The sequence below is a fragment of the Amycolatopsis sp. DG1A-15b genome (genome assembly GCF_030285645.1).
GTDB lineage: Bacteria > Actinomycetota > Actinomycetes > Mycobacteriales > Pseudonocardiaceae > Amycolatopsis.
In genome coordinates, this window is record NZ_CP127296.1 from 6,259,752 (window position 1) to 6,279,840 (window position 20,089).

At 71.7% G+C, this 20,089-nt stretch carries 25 protein-coding genes and 1 tRNA gene; 13 read left to right on the plus strand and 13 right to left on the minus strand.

Annotation, left to right across the window (positions count from 1 at the left end):
* The first annotated feature begins 88 nt into the window (after window positions 1-88).
* Window positions 89-161, plus strand: a tRNA-Arg gene (locus QRY02_RS28670).
* A 234-nt stretch (window positions 162-395) separates the two neighbouring features.
* Entirely contained in the window at window positions 396-650 is a 255-nt protein-coding gene (locus QRY02_RS28675; protein ID WP_285985945.1) for a hypothetical protein, read from the plus strand.
* 280 nt (window positions 651-930) lie between these two features.
* Here the strand turns inward: QRY02_RS28675 and QRY02_RS28680 are convergent, their stop codons facing one another.
* The 8 genes from QRY02_RS28680 to QRY02_RS28715 all read right to left on the minus strand — a co-directional run bounded on the left by QRY02_RS28680 (window position 931) and on the right by QRY02_RS28715 (window position 6,452).
* Window positions 931-1,677, minus strand: a complete 747-nt coding sequence (locus tag QRY02_RS28680; protein WP_285985946.1) for a GAF and ANTAR domain-containing protein — start codon at window positions 1,675-1,677, stop codon at window positions 931-933.
* A gap of 42 nt (window positions 1,678-1,719) precedes the next feature.
* Window positions 1,720-2,445 (minus strand): GAF domain-containing protein, encoded by a 726-nt coding sequence (locus tag QRY02_RS28685; protein ID WP_285985947.1) that lies wholly within the window; start codon window positions 2,443-2,445, stop codon window positions 1,720-1,722.
* Between the two features lie 160 nt (window positions 2,446-2,605).
* A complete protein-coding gene (locus QRY02_RS28690; protein ID WP_285985948.1) occupies window positions 2,606-3,163 on the minus strand; it encodes a sigma-70 family RNA polymerase sigma factor in 558 nt (185 codons plus the stop codon).
* Window positions 3,164-3,524: 361 nt separating this feature from the next.
* Window positions 3,525-3,962: a hypothetical protein gene (locus tag QRY02_RS28695; RefSeq protein ID WP_502874137.1), complete on the minus strand. Its 438-nt coding sequence runs from the start codon at window positions 3,960-3,962 to the stop codon at window positions 3,525-3,527.
* Window positions 3,866-4,480 carry an NsdA family TPR-like regulatory protein gene (locus tag QRY02_RS28700; RefSeq protein WP_285985950.1) on the minus strand — a complete coding sequence of 205 codons (615 nt, stop codon included), beginning with the start codon at window positions 4,478-4,480 and terminating at the stop codon, window positions 3,866-3,868. The genes QRY02_RS28695 and QRY02_RS28700 overlap by 97 nt, the downstream gene beginning before the upstream one ends.
* 321 nt (window positions 4,481-4,801) lie before the next feature.
* Complete coding sequence (locus tag QRY02_RS28705) at window positions 4,802-5,608, minus strand: ANTAR domain-containing protein (RefSeq protein ID WP_285985951.1); 807 nt, start codon at window positions 5,606-5,608, stop codon at window positions 4,802-4,804.
* Window positions 5,609-5,674: 66 nt separating this feature from the next.
* On the minus strand, window positions 5,675-6,058 hold the full coding sequence (locus QRY02_RS28710; protein ID WP_285985952.1) for a hypothetical protein: 384 nt from the start codon (window positions 6,056-6,058) through the stop codon (window positions 5,675-5,677).
* 130 nt (window positions 6,059-6,188) lie between these two features.
* On the minus strand, window positions 6,189-6,452 hold the full coding sequence (locus QRY02_RS28715; RefSeq protein ID WP_285985953.1) for a hypothetical protein: 264 nt from the start codon (window positions 6,450-6,452) through the stop codon (window positions 6,189-6,191).
* Between the two features lie 231 nt (window positions 6,453-6,683).
* On the opposite strand from QRY02_RS28715, the gene QRY02_RS28720 reads away from it, so the two are divergent.
* Window positions 6,684-7,295 (plus strand): hypothetical protein, encoded by a 612-nt coding sequence (locus tag QRY02_RS28720; RefSeq protein ID WP_285985954.1) that lies wholly within the window; start codon window positions 6,684-6,686, stop codon window positions 7,293-7,295.
* A gap of 6 nt (window positions 7,296-7,301) precedes the next feature.
* Here QRY02_RS28720 and QRY02_RS28725 read toward each other — a convergent pair whose 3' ends face one another.
* Entirely contained in the window at window positions 7,302-8,042 is a 741-nt protein-coding gene (locus tag QRY02_RS28725) for a GAF and ANTAR domain-containing protein (RefSeq protein WP_285985955.1), read from the minus strand.
* Between the two features lie 377 nt (window positions 8,043-8,419).
* On the opposite strand from QRY02_RS28725, the gene QRY02_RS28730 reads away from it, so the two are divergent.
* From QRY02_RS28730 to QRY02_RS28740, 3 genes are all read left to right on the plus strand, one after another.
* Entirely contained in the window at window positions 8,420-8,620 is a 201-nt protein-coding gene (locus tag QRY02_RS28730; protein ID WP_285985956.1) for a hypothetical protein, read from the plus strand.
* Window positions 8,621-8,900: 280 nt separating this feature from the next.
* Window positions 8,901-10,064, plus strand: coding sequence for a right-handed parallel beta-helix repeat-containing protein (locus QRY02_RS28735; protein WP_285985957.1), 1,164 nt, complete (start codon window positions 8,901-8,903; stop codon window positions 10,062-10,064).
* A gap of 166 nt (window positions 10,065-10,230) precedes the next feature.
* Window positions 10,231-10,506, plus strand: coding sequence for a YggT family protein (locus tag QRY02_RS28740; protein ID WP_285985958.1), 276 nt, complete (start codon window positions 10,231-10,233; stop codon window positions 10,504-10,506).
* Here the strand turns inward: QRY02_RS28740 and QRY02_RS28745 are convergent.
* Complete coding sequence (locus QRY02_RS28745) at window positions 10,503-11,162, minus strand: TetR/AcrR family transcriptional regulator (RefSeq protein WP_285985959.1); 660 nt, start codon at window positions 11,160-11,162, stop codon at window positions 10,503-10,505. The two genes, QRY02_RS28740 and QRY02_RS28745, sit on opposite strands and share 4 nt — an antisense overlap.
* Before the next feature lie 116 nt (window positions 11,163-11,278).
* Here QRY02_RS28745 and QRY02_RS28750 point away from each other — a divergent pair, with 116 nt between their 5' ends.
* Together QRY02_RS28750 and QRY02_RS28755 are read left to right on the plus strand one after the other, a co-directional pair.
* The gene (locus QRY02_RS28750) at window positions 11,279-12,514 is read left to right on the plus strand and encodes an FAD-dependent monooxygenase (RefSeq protein WP_285985960.1); all 1,236 of its coding nucleotides are present in this window, start codon (window positions 11,279-11,281) and stop codon (window positions 12,512-12,514) included.
* Between the two features lie 4 nt (window positions 12,515-12,518).
* Window positions 12,519-13,499 (plus strand): MCE family protein, encoded by a 981-nt coding sequence (locus QRY02_RS28755; RefSeq protein ID WP_285985961.1) that lies wholly within the window; start codon window positions 12,519-12,521, stop codon window positions 13,497-13,499.
* Here the strand turns inward: QRY02_RS28755 and QRY02_RS28760 are convergent.
* The gene (locus tag QRY02_RS28760) at window positions 13,496-13,903 is read right to left on the minus strand and encodes a PaaI family thioesterase (RefSeq protein ID WP_285985962.1); all 408 of its coding nucleotides are present in this window, start codon (window positions 13,901-13,903) and stop codon (window positions 13,496-13,498) included. The genes QRY02_RS28755 and QRY02_RS28760 overlap by 4 nt on opposite strands.
* A 64-nt stretch (window positions 13,904-13,967) precedes the next feature.
* On the opposite strand from QRY02_RS28760, the gene QRY02_RS28765 reads away from it, so the two are divergent.
* Together QRY02_RS28765 and QRY02_RS28770 are read left to right on the plus strand one after the other, a co-directional pair.
* A complete protein-coding gene (locus QRY02_RS28765) occupies window positions 13,968-14,390 on the plus strand; it encodes a MarR family winged helix-turn-helix transcriptional regulator (protein ID WP_285985963.1) in 423 nt (140 codons plus the stop codon).
* A gap of 151 nt (window positions 14,391-14,541) precedes the next feature.
* Complete coding sequence (locus QRY02_RS28770) at window positions 14,542-15,258, plus strand: SDR family oxidoreductase (protein WP_285985964.1); 717 nt, start codon at window positions 14,542-14,544, stop codon at window positions 15,256-15,258.
* Window positions 15,259-15,285: 27 nt separating this feature from the next.
* Here QRY02_RS28770 and QRY02_RS28775 read toward each other — a convergent pair whose 3' ends face one another.
* Together QRY02_RS28775 and QRY02_RS28780 are read right to left on the minus strand one after the other, a co-directional pair.
* Window positions 15,286-16,017, minus strand: coding sequence for a class I SAM-dependent methyltransferase (locus QRY02_RS28775; protein ID WP_285985965.1), 732 nt, complete (start codon window positions 16,015-16,017; stop codon window positions 15,286-15,288).
* A complete protein-coding gene (locus QRY02_RS28780) occupies window positions 16,017-16,934 on the minus strand; it encodes a proteasome assembly chaperone family protein (RefSeq protein WP_285985966.1) in 918 nt (305 codons plus the stop codon). Before QRY02_RS28780 ends, QRY02_RS28775 begins: the two co-directional genes overlap by 1 nt.
* 172 nt (window positions 16,935-17,106) lie before the next feature.
* Between QRY02_RS28780 and QRY02_RS28785 the strand changes: the two genes are divergently transcribed.
* From QRY02_RS28785 to QRY02_RS28795, 3 genes are all read left to right on the plus strand, one after another.
* Window positions 17,107-17,616 carry a PH domain-containing protein gene (locus tag QRY02_RS28785; RefSeq protein WP_285985967.1) on the plus strand — a complete coding sequence of 170 codons (510 nt, stop codon included), beginning with the start codon at window positions 17,107-17,109 and terminating at the stop codon, window positions 17,614-17,616.
* A gap of 56 nt (window positions 17,617-17,672) precedes the next feature.
* A complete protein-coding gene (locus QRY02_RS28790) occupies window positions 17,673-19,190 on the plus strand; it encodes a PH domain-containing protein (RefSeq protein ID WP_502874138.1) in 1,518 nt (505 codons plus the stop codon).
* A 185-nt stretch (window positions 19,191-19,375) separates the two neighbouring features.
* Complete coding sequence (locus QRY02_RS28795) at window positions 19,376-19,960, plus strand: 3-keto-alpha-glucoside-1,2-lyase-like domain-containing protein (RefSeq protein WP_285985968.1); 585 nt, start codon at window positions 19,376-19,378, stop codon at window positions 19,958-19,960.
* Window positions 19,961-20,089: the final 129 nt, after the last annotated feature.

The window sequence follows — 20,089 nt, forward strand, 5'->3', positions numbered from 1 at the left end:
CCCCTGACCAGCCCGGTTGCCAGTCGGACCACCTGCGGGAGGGGGCTCGCGGGGCATGCGCTAAGCTTTCGGAGTCGCCCAGCGATGGGCCCTCGTAGCTCAGGGGATAGAGCACTGCCCTCCGGAGGCAGGTGTCGCAGGTTCGAATCCTGCCGAGGGCACACTTTCTGAACAGGCAAAACCGGCCCCTACCAGCGCAAACGCGGTAGGGGCCGATTCGCGTCTCACCCGACGGACTGCGGCCGGATCCGGGCGTCTGTGTGCGATGCGTGTGCGCGCTCACTGCGGCGTGGCGGAGTTCGTAGGGCCGCCCCACCCTGCACTCATGACCAGAGCCGGAAACACCGTTCCTGCAACAGGCCCCCGGAGTTCGGTCGGGACTAGATTGGACTGCCATGAGCTACCAGTACTTCGCGATCGTCACGGCCGAGTGCCCGGTGGAGAACCCGTTCTTCGTGGTGCGCACGGGTGGCGCGCACGAGGAGTTCTTCTCCACCAGACTCCGGTGGGAGCGATCGGATGCGCTGTACCGCATCCAGTCTGGCCGTGAGTACTGGACTGCCGTGCCGATCAGCGAGGAGCAGGGCAAGGGCTTCGAGAAGGTCCAGGCCCAGCGGGTAGCGGCGGCGCGGAAGTCCGAGGGGAACTGATCAGGTCCGTGAAGCGCGGCAGCCAAGGCCGCCCACGGCGAGCATGACGAGGCCCCTACCAGCGAGAACACGGTAGGGGCCGATTCGGGAGCCGATGCACGGCCACCCTCACCGGCGCATGCCGAGCGCACCCTCGACCTGTCGCCGGGCTGCCGGATTCCCCTCCGAGCTGAACCGGCCGACTCGTAGCCGCCTCGCCGGCGGCGAGGCGGCTGCTCCCGGATGCAGGCCACACCGTCGACAAGCGCCGTCCGCAAGTCCACAAAGGACCCCGCCCAGCTCAGTGCAGGCGGGCGGTCTCCGAAGGAACCAGCACGGTCGAGGGCGCGAGCGCGCGGTCGGCCAGCGCGCGGGCGACGTCGCTCAGCCGAAGATTGTTCCGCCGGGCGTAACCGCGCAATGCCTGGAAAGCCGCGTCCATGCTCAGCTGCCCGCTGACGGCGAGCACGCCCTTGGCCTGCTCGATGATCACCCGGCTGTTCAACGCCGTCTGCAGCTGCTCCGACAGGATCTCCCCCTGCCGGAAAGCCCGCTCGTGCAGGATGCCGATCGTCGCCGTGTCGGCCAGCCCCTGCGCCAGCCCCACGTCGTCCGCCGACAGCTCACCCGAGTTCAGCCCGAACAGGTTCAACGCCCCGATCGTCTGCTTGCGCAGACGCAACGGCACCGCGTGCACCGACGCGAACCCGTCCCTGGCCGCTTCCGCCGCGAACCGCGGCCACCGCCCCGCCGCCGCCGCGATGTCGGCCACCAGCACCGGCGAGCTGGTGGTGAAACACTCGACGCACGGACCTTCGTCGATGTCGAGCTGGAACAACTCCAGCAGCCGCGCCTGCTCGGTCGAGGACGCCAGCACCTGCAGGCCACCCCGCTCGTCGACCAGCGTCAACCCCGCCGCGGCCACGTCGAGCAGCTCCACGCACTGCTGCACCAGCGTGTGCAGCAGATCAGCGACGTCGTAGTCGTCGACCAGCGTGTCCGCCAGCGCGACGAACGCCCGGGTCACCTGTCGTTCACGGTCGGCCATGCCCACCACCTCCTGATTCCTCAGCTGCCTTCAAGGTGACCCTCACCGGAACTCCTCGTCCAACCGCAGTCGCCCGGCCACGATGTCGCCGGCGACCTCGAGCAGGGAACGGCCGTGCCCGAACGCGTACGCCCGCAACCGGGCCAAGGCGGCGGATGCGGGCAGGTCCAGGTGCGCGATCAGCATCCCGGTGGCCTGGTGCACCTCCCGGTACCGCATCCCCGCGCTTTCCATCCACCGCCCGTCGCCGTCCAGCCAGCGACCGCCTCCGTCCCGCAGTCCCGACAGCGCGAGCGCGGCGATGTCGGCCACCTGCAACGCCGTCGACAGTTCCCCGGCGGCCAGCGAGCCCGGCGTCCCGCGGTAGGTGTCGAGGGTCGCCACCCGGACCGCGCCGATCTGCACCGGGAACGTGAACAACGCCGCCACCGGATGCGCCGCGGCCTCGGCCGCGAACACCGGCCACGTCGGCGGCGGCCCGGCGGCCAGATCCGGCACCAGCACCGGGCCACCGAGCGTGTACGCCTCGAAACACGGCCCTTCACCGAGGGAAAACTGCAGCTCCGCCAGCGCCAAGCTCACCGCGTCGCTGGCGTAGACGATTTCGCGGTGCCCGGCCTCGATCATCACCGACACCGCCGCACCGTCCACCGGTAGCAGGCGCACGCACGCCCGGCACACCCGCCCGACGACGTCGACCCCGCTGCCGGTACCGACCGCGGACAGGGCAGCCAGCACGCTCGACCGCAGGACTTCGACCTCAGCCACCGCGTATCCACCACCGGCACGCTTCGCGTTCCCACATTCGGTTTCCTCCGGGTCGGTGCTCGTGATCGCCACACCAACTCGGACAGGACCGGGTCCGGATCAGCACCGCTACCGCGGCTGCGTTCGCCGATCATACCCACCACCGAGCTGGGCCACGCCGTCACGAAACCGGCGAAGCGGCGATGTGGCGGCGCAGCGCGGCCAGCCCTCGGTGCTGGCTCACCCGCACCGAGCCCGCGCCCGCGACCCCGAGCACGTCGGCCGTGTCGCGGGCGGAGAGGCCGAACATGACCCGCAGGATCACGACGTCCCGCTGCTGTGGCGCGAGCAGGTCGTGCAGCCGGAGCCGCCGCTCGAGGTCCTCGACCTGGTATGCCGGATCCCGCAGTCCGCACGGCACCCGCGGGAACTCCGCGACCGGGACGCTGCGGTCGTCGTCCCGCCGCCGGTGCGCGTCGACGACCTTGTGCGCGGCGATCCCGTAGACGAAGCTCCAGAACTTCCCGGCGCCGTACCGGTAGCCCGGCAGCGCCCTGAGCACGCCGAGCAGGACCTCCTGCACGCAGTCCTCCGCGTCGCTGTCGCGGTGCGGCCGATCACCCACGCGTGCGCGGCAGTAGCGCAGCACGCCCGGGCGCAGCACGCACAGCAATTCCTCCGTGGCGGCGCGATCACCCGCCACCGCCGAAGCCAAGAGCGCGCCCTCGACCGTCGCCATGAATGCCTCCCGCCCGGGTGGTCAGAAACGGACGGGAATTGCTGCCGGTCTTGGCGCGGTTGTCCAGCCGGCGGCGGAGCTCACCGCAGTGGTCATGGACGGCAGACAGCCGGGGAATGTCGGGAAAATTCTCGCCACGCGTGCGAACATCTTGTGCCTCGCCGTCCGGTCGGGCTCGAACCGGACGGCCCGAGCCGGGGAAACCACGGCCGCCGAGGTCTGGGGCGTCGTCTCACTATATATGTGCTGGAGCCTCACGGCGGTGTGAGCTGAGCGTCCGGTCCGGTTTTCCCGACAACCGGCAATGCGGCCGGCCCCGGCCATCAATCGCCGGGATCTCGTTCCTGATCGGCGGCCGGGATCAGCCGGCCGCGGCCCGGAACTCGGCGATGCGAACCAGCAGCTGCCGGCCTTCACGGGTGGGTGTGCCGCTGCGGACCACGGCCTCCAGCGGCCGAAGGCGCCCTTTGGCGCGCACCGACCCGATTTCCCGCGCCGCGGCGATGGCCCCGGCACCCACCCGCGCGGCTTCCCCCGTGTCACGCCGGACAGCGTGCGCGAGGGCGAGCATGATCTGGGTCAGCGAAAGACTTCTGCCCATTTCGGGGCCGTAGCCGGCCACGGCGGTGTCGAGGAACGGGAGTGCCCGGACCGCGTGCCGGGGGTTCACCGTGCACACCAGCTCGACCCACACCGTTCCGGTCATCGCGGAGAGGTCGTTCGCGTCGAAGAACAGCGCCCACGGAGCCGCTGCCGAGCCGGCCGCGAACGCGTCGGCCGCCCGGCCCAGGTGCCGCAACGCGGCGGACTCGTCCGCCCGCATGGCCCAGGCCCACGCCTGGTTGGCCGAGAGAGGATCGCCTGCGCCAGGGCGGACCGCCCCCGCCGCGCCGCCACCTGCCCCTGTTCGAACTCCGCCAGCGCCTCGTCGACCGCGCCGTTCTGCAGGCGCAGGCGACCCCGCCGGTAGCGGATGTCGGCGAGCAGATCGTGGTCCCCGGCTTCCGTCGCCAGTTCCGCCGCGACGTCGAACGACCGGAGCGCGGACTCGTCGTGGCCGGAGTCGAACTCCGTCCAGGCCCGCAGGTTGTGCAGGTCGGCGAGGTCGCGGCAAAGCCGGCGCCGCAGTCGCGGCGGGACGCTTCCCTTGCGCAGCACCATCGTCCACGATCCGAGTGCGGCAAGCGGAGCGCGGCAGACTCCGCCGCCGCAGCGGTAGTCGAGGGCACGGAACGCACGGGTCGTCGTTTCGAGCATCCGCAGGTCGCCCTCCTCGACCCGGAGTGGCAGCTCTCCCCCGCGTGCGGTGATGATCATCGGGAATCCGTGGTCACGAGCCGGACGTGCGGAACTCGGGGTAGGGGACCCATCGGAACGCCTCCGTGTCCTAGGGGCGGAATTCACCGACCAGGGTCCGGGGCGGTGCGGCCGCGGTGGTCTCGTTGCGGCGCCGGAAATCCCGATACTAGGCGATCCGGGACACCGGAAAACCGCCGGACGGGTACCGCGCCGAGTTCCCTGCGCCAGGCCGGGAATCTTCGCGTGCATTTGCGAGAACGGTCCGGGAATGCCGGGATTCGCCACGCCGAAACGCGGCCGCACTTCCCGCTCGCGCAACGGGCGGCGGCCGGCTTCAGGTCATTCGGTGCCCGGATCGGGGGCGAACCACGTCCGGCGGGCGACGACGTCGGCCGCGAGATCGGACAAGCGGCGTCCCTCGGCGAAAGCTCGCGCTCGGAGCCGGGCGAACGCGATGTCCGGATGCGTGTTCAGCTGCACGGCCACCATCCCGGTCGCCTGGTGCACTTCGCGGCCGACGAGGGGGAACTCGTCCTCCGCCGGTCCGGGGGCCGGTCCGCCTCCCGCGACCTGCTCCCCCAGCATCATCGCCAGCAGCAGGTCGGCGAAGAGCAGCGTTTCCCGGAGGATCGCCGGTTCGGGCTCGATCGGCGAGCCGTTCAGCAGGACGAGGACGCCGGACCGGACGACGCCGACCGCCAGCGGGAACGTGAAACACGCCCGCGCCCCCTGCTCGACCGCCAGCGGGGCGAACAGCGGCCACCTGCGCAGCACCCGCACCGCGTCGAGGTCGCCGATCACCACCGGGGACGCCAGCTCCAGCGCATCCCGGATCGGCCCTTCCCCCACGGTCACCTCGATCTCGGGGATCCGGCTCCCGAGCTTGCCGCTCGCGCTGCGCACCTTCGCCACGCCGGTCGCCCCGGTCACGACCAGGCAGGACCCCGCGGTCCCGAACCGTTCCGCGGCGACCTCGCACACGAATTCGACGGACGGCACCCGGCCGTGTTCCCCGGCCAAGGCGGTCACCTCCGCCCACAGCTGTCCCAGCGGTGAGTGCTCCCCCCACACGTCACGGATGGCGAACCCCCTGCTCAGCGCGTCCCGGCTCGACGACCGGGGATGCGCGCGGCCGCGTCCGAGCACGCCGACATCACCTCTCCGGGGCTTCCGACCGTAGCGGAATCTTCCCCGGGCTCACGACCACGAACCCTAGTGGCCGCCGGGTCCGCGGCCGGGCAGCTCGACGACCACCGCGTCGTCCCGGGCTTCGTCGTCCGCGGCTTCCTCGGGATCGGGTTCGCCGGGTGGGTAGGCGTCGAGGATGTCGGTGGCCCGGACCGGTTTCAACGGCGTGCCCGGAGCCGCGCAGAAGGGCCGGACCGGCACCCACGTGGTCCCGGTGTGCTCGTCGCGAAGAGCGGGGCCCGTGATCGTCCCGATGCGCTCCTGGCCCACCGGTGGGCCGGCCGCGCCGGAAGCGGTCCGGTCCCGGCGAGCCCGGTACCGGACCTGCCAGCCCGGCGGGTAGCCGCCGCCGTGCCTGGCCGGCCAGGCACGGTCCGCGCCGGATCCGGGGCCCTCTGCCGTGCCCATGTCACCACCCCGTTCACTCGAACGCCGAGCGCCGGGGTCCGGGACGCGCCATCCACGGTAAACCCGGCCGGGATGCGACGTCGTCAGCCAGGCGGGTGGTCTCCGTTCAGGTGTCCTTTGTGGATGGTGATCAGCCGGCTGCCGCCCCACCGGCCGGTGCCCACCGGGGCTCGATGCCCACGACGTCCCGGTCCGGGACCCAGACCGTGGGACCGTCGCCGAGTGGCGCCAGCGGGATGGATTCGAGACCGGTGCCGGCGTCCCGCACGGGCGGTCCGAGAACCACACCGGCCGCGCAGCCGCCGAACGGCGGGCCGGGCGTCCGCCTGCACCGGTAGGTCAGCACCCAGCCCACCGGGTACTCGTCGTACAGATCGTCCAGCGCGGCTTCCATGGCATTCCCCGGTTCGATCGACAGGCACTTGGCCGGGGTCCGGGGCGGTGCCCACCGTACGCGGCGATCCCGGTACGCCGACAGCGCCGCCCGGGTGGTCCGGCCGCACCATATGCCCCGGCCACCGGACCGGCTAAAGTTTCCCCAACGCCTCAGACCCCGGCGGTCACGATCACCGGAGGCGGCGCGGGCGGACAGCCCGGGCCACCGCCCCGACGCTGAGGCGAACCCATGCGCGCACGCACGGCCTGGTCCGCGGCCGCCCTCGTAGCCGGCGTCTTCGCGACGCTCGGCGTCCGGACGACACCACCCGGAGAGCTCGCCGGCCTCGCCGTACTGGGGCTGGCGGTCGGCATCCTCGTCGCCGCGGTCGCCCCGCACACCGCACGCGCGGCGCGGACGCGGATCACGGCCCTGCGGGCGGGCGCGCTCGCTGCGGCGATCTTCTTCGCGTTGTGCTTCACCGTTTCCGGAATGCTGGCGACCTTCGGTGGCTGGGTGACGGCGTCGCTGGTGGTCGTCTGCGCCGTCGCCGCGCTGGCGGCCGGCCTGCGGCGCAGAGCCCACCGCCCCGCGGCCGGTACGGTCGCCGCGGTCACCCCGCCCCCGCCGGCCCGTCCGGTCGCCGCGCTGAGCACCGACGAGCTGTGCACGGCGTGGCGGCGCAGCTATTTCCAGCTGCTCGTCAGCCGCGATGCGCAGGCCCGCCGTCGCCTGGTCCAGCGCAGGCAGGACTACCTGGACGAAATCGAACGCCGCGACCGGAGCGGTTTCCTCCGCTGGCTCGCCGACGGCGCCCGTGCCGGCGGCGATCCGGGGCCTTACCTCACGACTCGGCGCTGACGCCGGTCAGCGCGTGTGGTCGCGCCGGGCCAGCACGAGGGCGGGGTCGAGCTCACGCTCCGCGAGCCCGCGGGCGACGTCGCGGAGCAGGAGGTTGTGGCCGCGGGCGTAGCCACGCAGCGCGGTGAAGGCATCGTCCATGGCGAGCCGGCCGGTCACGGCAAGGACACCCTTCGCCTGCTCGATGACCACCCGGCTGTTCAGGGCGGTCCGCAGCTGCTCGGACGTCGCCTTCCCGTGCCGGACCGCCCGCTCGTGCAGCACTCCGATCGTCGCCGCGTCCGCCAGCCCCTGCGCCAGCTCGGCGTCGTCGGTGCCCAGCGCACCGGGCCGGGCACCGAAGAGGTCCAGCGCGCCGATGATCCGGGTGCGCAGCCGCAGCGGCACCGTGTGCGCCGAGGCGTACCCCTGCCGGGCGGCCTCCGCCGCGAACCGCGGCCACCGCGCGGACTCCGCGGCGATGTCGGCGACCGGGACCGGAGCCCGGCCGGCGAGACACTCCACCCACGGGCCCTCGCCGGCGCCGAGCTGGAAGAGTTCGAGAACACCGGCCCGCTCCGTGGAGAACGCCGGCACCTGCGCGCTCCCCCGCTCGCCGAAGAACAGCAACCCGGCCGCATCGACGTCGAGCAGCTCCACACAGTTCAGCACCAGCACGCGCAGGAAGCCCACGACGTCGAAATCCTCGGCGAGGGTGTCGGCCAGCGCGACGAACGTCCGGGTCAGCTGTCGTTCACGGCCGGCCATGCCCACCATCTCCAGGGTGCTCGTCGAAGCTCTTCACGACGGCGCGAGGACGCCCCTTCCGGGCCGGCGGCACTGCCGGATCACCCGGAACCCACCGTCGGCGGTGGCCGGCTCCGGACACCGGCATCCAGCCTATGGATGCCGGTTCGCGCGGGGGTCAGCCAAGCGGGTGGTCCTGGGGAATTTCCCCCGCTTCACCCCAACGCCGCCCGCCGCCGGGGCTACGCTGAACGTTCGGCGGCTGACGCCGCGTCGGTCGCCGGCGCGCGCCCCGGCCCGGCCCCGGCCGGTGCCTCCGGAAGCGCCGAGACCGGCGGAGGACCGATGACCACTGCGAAATCCCGGAAATCCGGCTGCCCTCGACACTTCTCGTTCACGTGAGGCGCACTGCGGGACCACCACCGCTCAAGGAAACGACGTTCGACCTCACTCCCGAACAGCGCTACCACGGCGCCCGGGCGGTGGCATCGGCGGCGAACGACGCCGACGACTGCGCGTTGCTGCTCGCCGTCCTCGGGCTCGAACCCGCCGACGGCATCGCGGATCCGCCACCGCTGCCCCCGCGTCCAGGCGGATAAGCCCCACTCACCCGGCGCGGCCGGGCACCTCGGTGTCCGATGTGGATGGTGTGTGCCGTCGGCCGGTGACGAGGGCGATGGTGCTCGGCCGGTGACGACCCGGCCCCGGCCGGGCACCCCGGGGGCGGCCTCTGAAAGCGTTTTCAGTACGAACGACCCGCTTGGCCCAATCGCGCCCGGCGCGCCCGGTGCTACCGTCGCCTCACCGAAGATCCCGTTCCCCCGGCCATTGGGAGCGCTCTCGGATTCGGTGTCGATTCTTGCCCGCAAGGAGGCGCGCATGAGTTCGTACGGAAGCATCAAGAAAGCGCTTACAGCAGCCGCCGCACTGGTCACCGTGGCCGCGCTGGCACCGCCGTCCGCCGCCGCCGCGGCCACCACGCTCTACGTGGCACCCAACGGCAAGGACTCCGCCGCCGGTACGCAGGCGGATCCGACCACCCTGCCCTCGGCGCTCACCCGGATCGGCTCGGGTGGCACCATTTCACTCCGTGGCGGCACCTACTCCTACGCCCAGACCGTCACCATCGCGCCGGGCAACAGCGGCACGTCCAGCGCACGCAAGACCCTCTCCGCCTACCCCGGCGAGACCCCCGTGCTGAACTTCTCGGCCATGAAGGAAGACCCGGCCAACCGCGGGCTCGCCGTCAACGGCTCCTACTGGCGCGTCGCCGGCATCGTCGTCGAGCGGGCCGGGGACAACGGGATCTTCGTCGGCGGCAGCAACAACGTCATCGAACGCGTCATCACCCGCTTCAACCGCGATTCCGGGCTGCAGATCTCCCGGATCGCGTCGAGCACCCCGAAGGACCAGTGGCCGGCGAACAACCTCGTCGTCAGCTCCGAATCGCACGACAACGCCGACTCCGACGGCGAGGACGCCGACGGGTTCGCCGCGAAACTCACCGCCGGCCCCGGCAACGTCTTCCGCTACGACGTCTCCCACAACAACATCGACGACGGCTGGGACCTCTACACCAAGACCGACACCGGCCCGATCGGCCCGGTGACCATCGAGGACTCGCTCGCCTACGCCAACGGCAGCCTCAGCAACGGCACCGTCAACAAGAACGGCGACCGCAACGGCTACAAGCTCGGCGGCGACAAGATCGCGGTCAACCACATCGTCCGGCGCGACATCGCCTACCGCAACGGCCACCACGGGTTCACCTACAACAGCAACCCCGGCTCGATGACCGTTTCGGACAACGTCGGCATCGACAACGCCGAACGCAACTTCTCCTTCGACACCGGCACTTCGGTGTTCCGCAACGACACTTCGTGCCGCTTCGCCAGTGGCGGCTCGAACGACAAGACCGTCGGCAGCGTCGACAGTTCTGACCAGTTCTGGACCGGCAAGAACGGGTCCCGGTGCTCGTCGTACGCCGGCACGATGAAGTGGTCCTTCGCTTCCGACGGCCGCCTCGTGGTCACCTTCGGCTGACCCGGCGTCGTGCGTGGGCCGGCCGGGCGAGCCGGCCCACGCCCCTGTCCGCCGCCTCGGCGCGCGGGCTGTGCGCGCTCGAACCTGTTGAAATGCTGTGAACCGGACAGACCTGGCACTCCCCGCGCCGCCCGCCCGTTCTCCGGGTAGTGGAAACGGAGGGATCATGGGTGCATTGGGGACACTGCTCGGGTTCGCGCTGAGCCTGTACCTGCTCGTGCTGGTCGCGCGGATGGTGCTGGACTGGGTCGCGGTGGTGGCGAGCACCCCGCCGTGGGCGCGGCGCGCCCGGGGCCTGGCCTACGCCGCGACCGAACCGGTGATCGGGCCGGTGCGGCGGGTCGTGCGGCCGGTGCGGATCGGCGGGCTCTCGCTCGATCTGGCCTTCACGCTGGTGTTCATCGGCGTGATCGTGCTGCGGGGAATCGTGTACGCCCTTTAAAGCGTGCCGCGGAAGTTCGCGGACAACCGGTCGACGCCGCGCTCGAGCTCGGCGCGAAGCCCTCGCAGGTCGACGCCGTCGGGGTCGATCAGGGCCTGCATCGAGATCCCGCGCAACTGGGCCAGCATCGCCGAAGCGTAGGAGTCGGGGTCGCGGACACCGGTGATGGACCCGTCCGCGACCCCGCTGGCCACGGTCTGCGCGATGGCGAACCGGAACCGGCGGTCGGCCTCCGTCAGCGCGCCGCGCAGGGCCGAGGACTCCGCCGCCGCGTCGCCCCACAGGGCCAGGAACGCGTGGTTGAGCGTCGGCATCGTGCGGATCAGCTCGAAGATGATGTCCAGCAGCGCGCGCAGCATGTCCATCGGCGTCGCGTTCGCCGACCCGGTGCGGGCCGCGACAGCCTCGCTGTAGGCGTCGGTGAACTCCTCGACGGCGTGCTCGACCAGCCGTTGCCCGAGCCCGTCCTTGTCGCCGAAGTGCTGGAAGACGACCGACCGGGCGTAGCCGGAGCGGGCGCAGACGCCGCCGATCTTCAGCCTGCCGAAGCCCTCTTCGGCGATCAGGTGAGCAGCGGCATCCAGGATGCGTGCCTCGACGACTCCTTCGCCGTCCTCCTGGATCCGGCCTTCGGCGGCTCGGTCCACCCGGGTCATGTTAGCGACTGCAACCGCGCCGCACTGGCCGAGCCGTCAGCGGACGGTGCGAGGACCGTCAGCGGCCGCCCGCAATCTCGGCGTCGGCACCCCACCGACCCGAGAGGAACCCTCCGATGACCACCAGGACTGTGCTCGTTTCCGGGGCAGGCATCGCCGGCCCGTCCGCGGCCCACTGGCTGCACCGCGGCGGCTACCGCGTGACCGTCGTCGAGTCCGCGCCTGCGCTGCGCCCCGGCGGCCAGGCCGTCGACTTCCGCGGTGAACAGGTGAAACTGCTGGCCGCGATGGGGGTCCTCGACGAGATCCGCCGGTACGAGACGGCGATGGGCGACCAGACCGTGCTCGGTCTCGACGGCCGTCCCGTGCTGACCGCGCCCGGCGCCGCGTGGAGCGGCGAGGTCGAGATCCTGCGCGGCGATCTCGCGCGAATCCTGTACGAGCACACCGCGGCCCACACCGAATACGTCTTCGGCGACCGCGTCACGAGCCTCACCGAGACCGCGGACGGCGTCGAAGTCACCTTCCACCGCGGCGCACCGCGCAAGTTCGACCTGGTCGTCGGAGCCGACGGCGTGCACTCCGGGGTGCGGGCCGCGGCCTTCGGGCCGGAGCCGGGCTTCCGGAGCGACCTCGGCTTCGGCATCGCCGGGTTCACCGCGCCCAACCACCTCGGGCTCGACCACACCAGCATCATGTACAACGAGCCCGGCCGCGGCCTGAGCGTGGGCAGCCACCGCCTGCCGGACCGGCTGCACGTCAACCTGGTCTTCGCGGCCGACGGCGTCGAATTCCACCGCCGTACCGCCGTCGAACAGAGCAGGCTGATCGCGCAGTTGTTCGCGGACACCGGCTGGGAGACGCCGAAGCTGCTCGAAGCGCTGCCCGGGGCCGACGACCTGTACGTCGACTCGATCAGCCAGATCCACCTCGACCGCTGGTCGAAGGGCCGGGTCGTGCTCCTGGGCGACGCCGCCTGGTGCGCCGGGCCGGGCGGGTCCGGCACCGGGCTCGCGATGATGGGCGCCCAGGTGCTGGCCGGGGAGCTCGCGGCGGCCGGCGGCGACCACGTGACGGCGTTCGCGAGGTACGAGCAGCGGCTGCGCAAGCCGGCCGCGATCGGGCAGAAGAACGGCAAGGGCTCCGGCAACTTCCTCGCGCCGCGCACGGCCGCGAAGATCCGCGGCCGCAACCGCGCCTACCGGATGCTGAGCACCCGGCTGTTCGGCAGCATTCTCCTGAAGATGACGGACCGGGCGGCCAACGCGCTGGAATACCGTGAATACCCGGCGCTGGATTCCTCTCATCGGGGGACCCGGCTGGCGCCCGGGCATGAGGTGGGTCACTCTTGACGCCATGTCAACACCTCGGGCCGCCGATGCTCCGGTCAGGACGGCGCTCGCCGGCCTGACCGTGCTGGCCCTGGGAGTGGTCACGGCGCTGAACGCGCGTTCCCTGCCGGTGCTGGGCGACGGGACGACGTACGCGGCCGAGTTCACCGAAGCGGCCGGGCTGAGCGAGGGCAACGACGTCCGCGTCGCCGGCGTCGAGGTCGGGCGGGTGTCCGACGTCCGGCTGCGCGGCGACCACGTGCTGGTTTCGTTCCAGGTCAAGGGGGCCTGGCTGGGTGACGCGACGAGCGCGGCGATCCGGCTGAAGACCGTACTGGGCCAGAAGTACCTCGCCCTCGAACCGCAGGGCGAAGGCACGCTCGACCCGGAGCGGCCCATCCCGCGGTCCCGCACCACGGTGCCTTACGACATCCTCGCGGCGTTCGGCGCACTTTCGTCCACAGTGGACCGCATCGACACCGCGCGGCTGGCGAAGAGCTTCGACACGCTGACGGCGACGCTGGCGAACACGCCGCAGAGCGTCCGCGCGGCACTCACCGGGCTCTCGCGGCTGTCGGACTCCCTCGCCTCACGCGACAGCCGGCTGGCCACGCTTCTGGGCAACACGCGCGTGGTTTCGCAGACGCTCGTCGACCGCGACGCGGCGGTGCGCCGGCTCCTCGACGACGGGAACCAGCTGCTCGCGGAGGTGAGCAACCGCGAGGCGGCGATCAGCACCCTGCTCGACGGCTCGCGGAGGCTGGCAACGGAGCTGTCCGGGCTGATCGGGGAGTCACCGGTCGGCCCGCTGCTCGCCCAGCTCGACCAGCTGACGTCGATGCTGCAGCGCAACCAGGACGCCCTGGCCGCCGGGATCCGGGGTTTCGCGCCGTTCGTCCGCCTGGGAACCAACCTCGCCGGGAGTGGCCGGTGGATCGACGGCTACCTGTGCGGGCTGGTGCTGCCGTCGTTCGGGCCGCTGAACGAAGAAGGCTGCCACGGCTAGGGTTTCCGGCGCGCACTCCCCTGGGCGGCGGCGCAGAGCGTGGCCGCGCCGGAGCTGTCCACTGTGTACAGATCACACCGGCAGGTGGCTCCGGAGCGCCCCGCCCGCACCACGACGGCGCGGGCCCGCAACGCCACCCCCACCGCCGGGCGGAGGTAGTCGATCGTGAAGCCGGCGGTGAGCAGCGCGGGCCCGAGGACGGTGCCCGCGGCGAAGGTGAGCGCGTTGTCGGCGGCGTAGGCCAGCACGCCGCCGTGGAGATAGCCGTTCTGCTGCTCGAGTTCTTCGCGAATGTCCAGCTCGAGCGTGGCCGCACCCTCGCAGAACTCGGTCAGCCGGGCGCCGAGCAGCCGGCTGAACGGCTGGCTCGCCAGGCCCGCGCGGGCTGCTGTCAAATCGAGCATGCATCCTCACTTCACTAGTGAAGCGAGAATGGCGCGCCGGGCCCCCGCCTGTCAAGATCGGCGCGTGCCCGAACCCGATCAGCGCCTGTTCTTCCTGCTCCAGCAGGCCGCCCACCGGCTGCGCGTGGCCGCCGACCGCCGTTGCCTGGCGGCGGCCGGCATCACCACGGCCCAGCTCGGCGCGCTCTTCGCCGTCCGCGAAGGCGGTCTGACCCAGCGAGACCTCGCCGCCCGGCTCGGCCAGCGCGAATCGGCGGTGACGGCGATGGTCGCCCGGCTCGCCGACGCCGGCCTGCTCGGCAGGAGCGCCCACCCGCGCGAGCACCGCGCGGTGGTCCTGGAACTGACGCCCGCCGGCGAGGAAGCCCTGGTCCGGGTCGCCCCGGAGATCGAGGACTTCAACACCCGGCTGCGCGCCGTCCTGGGCGAGGAGGGCTTCCGGCAGACCGCCGAAGCCGTCGGCCGGCTGGCGAGCCGGGAGTGGTGAGCCGCCGGTGCCGGGTGATCCTCGAGGTCTCCGGCTCGGGGTGAACCCGGGAGACATTGCTGCTACGTTCCGCGAAAAGGCCGCGTACCACGTGGCCTGACCCGCGTTCCTCTTCGGACCGGTCGAGCTCCGCTTGCGGGAAGGAACGAGAATGGCGACAGCGGTGATCACCGGCGGGGCCGGGGGAATGGGTCTCGCCACGGCGAAGATCATGGGCCGCGATCATCGGATCGTGGTCGCCGATGTGCGTCAGGAGCGCGTCGACGCCGCCGACGCCGCGGGGGTGAGCCCGCAGACCGGATCAGCCGAGCTGATCCTGCGGATCAACGCCGTGGGCACCATCCACGTCACCCGGACCTTCCTGGAGACCGCCGCGGCCGGAGACGCCCTCGTGAACGTCGCGTCCATCGCCGGGCACATGCGGCCCGCCGCTCTGGAGCCGAGGCGCACCTACCGGCTCGCGCACACCGACGTGGCGAAGTTCGAGCAGAAGCTCACACGCTCGGCGAACCGCCTGCCGAAGAAGCTGCGCCCCGGCGCCGCCTACGGCGTCAGCAAGGCGTTCGTGATCTGGTACACCCGGGAGATCGCCGCCGAATTCGGGAAGAAGGGGGCCCGTGCCGTATCCGTCTCGGCGGGGTCCTTCGACACCGCCATGGGACGCCTCGAAGAGAAATCCGGCGCCGGCAAGATGCTCGAGTTCGCGGCGCTCAAGCGATTCGGCACGCCTGACGAGATCGCGGAAGTGCTCGCCTTCTGCGCCGGCGACAAGCCCGGGTACCTGACCGGAACCGACATCCTGGTCGACGGCGGAACCAGGGCGGGTCTGGACCGCAAGGGGATGATCGCCATGGCCCGCGGCGTCTGACGACCGCCCCGCCACCTTCACCCGGCACTAGGCCACGATGAGCCGGAACCCCGCGTCCCACTCGGGGAGGTCCAGCAGGTCCGCGTGCTCGTCCCGCCAGCGGCCGGACGCCAGGTCCGCCCGCAGGCGGGCGATCCCGCGGTCCACCGCGGCCGGTGCCGTCTGCGCGAGCGCCGAGCACGACCGGCGCACCGCCGGGTCGAGGTAGGCCTCCGGGCGCCGCCAGTACGCCGGGAAGACGCCGTCGGTGAAGTCCCACGGCACCGGCAGTTCGGTCACCGAAACCGCGCCCAGGACCTCCGCGATCTCCGGCGCCGACGGCCTCGACGCTTCCAGCGCGGCGACCTCCGGCACGTACTCCCGCACGAACCAGAAGTCGCTGTGCAGCGCCGTGTCGTACGCCAGGACCACCTGGCGGCGCGAGACCCGGCGCAGCTCCGCCAGCCCGCGACGCCAGTCGGGCCAGTGGTGCACGGTCAGCACCGCCAGTGCGGCGTCGAACGCCGAAGACCCGAACGGCAGCGCCTCCGCGACCGCGCGCACCACGGGCGCGGCCTCGGGACGACGTTGCCGGATCATCTCCGCCGACGGCTCGACCGCGACGAGGTGCCGCGAAGGTGGCTCGTACGACCCCGTCCCCGAGCCGACGTCCAGCACCGAAGCCGCCGAACCCAGCGCGGAAAGCACCGGCGTGAGCCAGCGCGGATCGGTCCGCCGGCCCCGCGCGTAGCCGACGCCGATCTCGTCGTAGCGCGCCATCAGCGCTCGGGTCCGTCGCTGCCGTTCTGCTCGGCCAGGAACCGCTCGAACTGCGAGCCGAGCTCCTCCGCCGTCGGCATGTGCTCGACCGACTCCGCCAGCAGGCTGCCGCGGTCGGACGCCTCGACGAACGTGTCGTACTGCCGCTCCAGGGCACGGACGACGTCGGCGATCTCGTCGGACTCCGCGACCTGCCGGTTGATCTCGGCGTCGGCCAGGTCCGCGGCCGCGCGCAGCTCGCCCTCGGGCAGGCTCAGCCCGGTCGCCCGGCTCAGCGCGTCGAGGACGATCAGCGACGCCGCCGGGTACGTCGACTGGGCGAGGTAGTGCGGCACGTGCGCGGCGAAGCCCATGGCGTCGTGGCCCCACTCGCCGAGCCGGTACTCCAGCAGCGCGGCGAGGCTGCCCGGCACCTGCAGCCGGTTCGGCAGCGGCTGGTTGTCACCGACCAGGTCCTTGCGGGTGGCGTGCGCGGTGACGCCGAGCGGGCGGGTGTGCGGCGCGCCCATCGGGATGCCGTGGAACCCGGCGGTCAGCCGGACGCCCCAGCGCTCGACGAGGTTCCGGACCGCCGCGCTGAACCGCTCCCAGTCGTGGTCCGGCTCCGGGCCGGACAGCAGCAGGAACGGCGCGCCGTCGGTGTCGTGCAGCAGGTGCACCACCAGCTCGGGCGCGTCGTAGTCCTCCCAGTGGTCGACGGCGAAGGTCATCGTCGGCCGCCGCGAGCGGTAGTCGATGAGCCGGTCGACGTCGAAGCGGGCGATCACCCGGTGTTCGCCGCCCAGCAGGTGCTCGGCCAGCAGACGGCCCGCCGAGCCGGCGTCCATGAACCCTTCGAAGTGGTGCAGCAGCACCGCCCCGGTCAGGTCGGGGACGTCCGAGTCCACCTCGTACAGGTCGTCGGGATCGAGTCCCACCGGATCCTCCTGCTCTCCATACATCTGTCCGTCAAGCACAACACACCCCGCGAGGGATTCCATTCCGCCGACGGTGTCGCCGATCGTAACGCCATGCGATCGACGCCGGTTCGGATCGCCATCGTGACAAGTGTCGTGGGCACGCAAGGCCCCGATCGGGCACGCTTGAGCGGTGAGCGAACACACGACGAACACGGCGCCCGGGCTTCGGCCGCCGGCGCACCGGGTCAGCCGCCGGGCCATCGGCTACTGGACGGTGACCGCCTCGATCCTGTGGATCATCCTGATCGGAGTGCAGACGCTCATCGTCGTGACCAGCGACGACGCACCGGCGTTCCTGACGGTGACCCTGGTGCTCTCTTGCGTCCTCGGCCCGCTGCACCTGATCGTGATGCCCCAGTGGCGCTACCGCGTGCACCGCTGGGAGGTCACCGACGAGGCCGTCTACACGCAGTCCGGCTGGCTGAAGCAGGAGTGGCGGATCGCGCCGGTCTCGCGGATCCAGACCGTCGACATCGAGCGCGACCCGTTCGAGCAGCTGTTCGGGCTGGCGAAGATCACCGTGACGACGGCATCCGCGGCGGGCCCGCTGCGCATCGCGGGCCTGGCGCACGACCGCGCGCTCGCGCTGGCCGACGAGCTGACGAAGACGACCCAGGCCGTGCGAGGGGACGCGACGTGAGCCCCGCCGACGCACTCTCTCCCGCGGAGGCGGCAGAAGGCACAGCCGAGCCCGTCGTGTTGCCGCCTGCCGAGGGCACGCAGGACGCGCCGTGGCACCACCTCGACCGGCGCATGCTGCTCATCCGGCCCGTGCTCGACGTCGTGAAGTCGCTGCCGGTGCTGCTGGGCGCGCTGCTGTTCGGCCACGGCGAATCGTGGCAGTGGGTCGGTCTCGCCGTCACCGCGATCACCGTGTTCACCGGCGTCTCGCACGTGCTGACCTCGCGCTACCGGATCACCGAGTCGCAGGTCGAGTGGCACACCGGGCTGCTGCTGCGCAAGCAGCGGGCCATCCCGCGCGACCGGATCCGCACGGTCGACGTCACCTCCGAGCCGAAGCACCGGCTGTTCTCGCTGGCCGCCGCGCGGATCGGCACCGGGCGGCACTCGAACGGGAGCAGGCACAAGGACGAACTCGTCCTCGACGCCGTCACCACCGCCGAGGCCCAGCGGCTGCGGACGCTCCTGCTGCACCGCAAAGCCGAGGCGGTCTCCGAGAAGGCCGCCGCCGCGCCGGCGGAGCAGCTGATCGCCGCGGTCGACAAGCGGTGGCTGCGGTACGCGCCGTTCACGCTGTCCGGGCTCGCGGTGGTCGGCGCGGCCGTCGGCACCGTGTACCACTTCGCGCACGAACTGCACTTCGACCCGATCCAGTTCTCCCTGGTGCAGGCCGTCGTCGGGCACTTCGCCGACACCCCGGTGTGGCTGAGCCTGGTGCTCGCCGCCGCCGGGCTGCTGGTGCTCGTCTCGCTGCTGTCGATCGGCGGGTACGTGCTGTCGTTCTGGAACTTCCGGCTCACCCGCGAGCCCGCCGGCACGCTGCACGTCCGGCGCGGGCTGATCACCACGCGGTCGGTGTCGATCGAGGAGGACCGCCTGCGCGGCGCCGAAATCCGCGAGCCGCTGCCGCTGCGGCTGGCCGGCGGCGCCCGCTGCGTCGCCATCGCCGCCGGCCTGCGGGAAGGCAAGAGCGCGGACAAGGGCGGCGGCCTGCTGCTGCCGCCGGCGCCGCTGGTGCGTGCGCACGAGGTCGTCGCCGAGGTGCTGGGCGAGGACCCGGTCGCGACGCCGCTGCTGCGGCACCCGCGCCGGGCGTTGTACCGGCGGCTTTCGCGGGCGGTGCTCGGCGTGCTGCTGCTCGCCGCGGCGCTCTACGGCCTGGCGTGGCTCGGCGTGCTGCCGGACTGGCCGTGGCAGGTCGCGCTGGCGCTGGTGCCGTTCGCCGCGCTCGTCGGCTGGGACCGCTACCGCGGCCTCGGCCACGCGCTCACCGGCCGCTACCTGGTGACGCGGTCGGGTTCGCTGGACCGCGGCACGGCGGCGGTCCGCTGCGACGGGCTGACCGGGATCGTCGTCGAGCGCTCGTACTTCCAGCGCCGGGCCGGCCTGGTCACGCTGATCGCGCCGGTCGCCGCGGGCAAGGGCAAGTACCAGGTGCTCGACGTCGGTGAGGCGGACGGGCTGGCGCTGGCCGACCGCGCCCTCCCCGGCCTGCTGACGCCGTTCCTCACCGGTGACCGGGACCGCGGTTGACGGTCCACCCGCGCGGCTCCTAACGTGAAAATCCGCCGTCCGAACCCTCGATCAGCGTTCGACGAGAGGACGGCAGGATGTTCCGGAAGTTTCTCGGCGTGGTGGCCGCGGGGATCGTCGCGGCTTCGGTCCCGGCGCCGGCCGCGGCGGCCGACAACCCGTATGGCGACCCGAATTTGGTCTCGATGTTCGACGGCACCGGCCTGAGCGCTTGGACATCGTCGAAAACGGGTCTCTGGTCGGCGAAAAACGGCGTCATCCACGGCAATGGCACCGCGCGCGGCTGGTTGTACTACAACAAACAGCAGGTCGGCACGTTTCGGTGGATATTCAATGTCCGGCAGGTCAAGGGCAACCACAAACCGACCGTGCTGATCTGGGGCACCACCGAGCCGATCCGCGACGCGCTGAGCGCCATCCAGTTCCAGCCGCCGAACGGCGGGCACTGGGACTACCGGCCGGGGCACAACGACGGCGGCGGGAAACTGTTCCAGCAGTTGCCGCACACGACCATCGACATCAAGAAGTGGGCGCAGTGCGAGCTGATCGGCGACGCCGCCACCGGCGTGGCGCGGATGGCGTGCTGCCCGCTCACCGCTTCCGCCGTCACTTGCAAGGGCGTCGAAGTGCTGCGGTTCACCGACAAGACCGCCGGGCGCGTCGGCCCGCTGGCGCTGCAGGTGCACAACTCCGGCATTCAGGACGAGTACCGCGGGCTCTACGTCGAGTCACCCGTGGTGACGAAACCGGGCGAGTTCCTCACGATGTGACCCGGGTGCGCCGGCGGCAGCCTCTTTTCCCGGGTTGCCGCCGGGAATCCTGGCTTTTGTTTCACACTACGTGCTAATTTATTCACCCCGTGTGATAGCGAAGGTCGTTTTTGTCTCACCGAGAGGTTA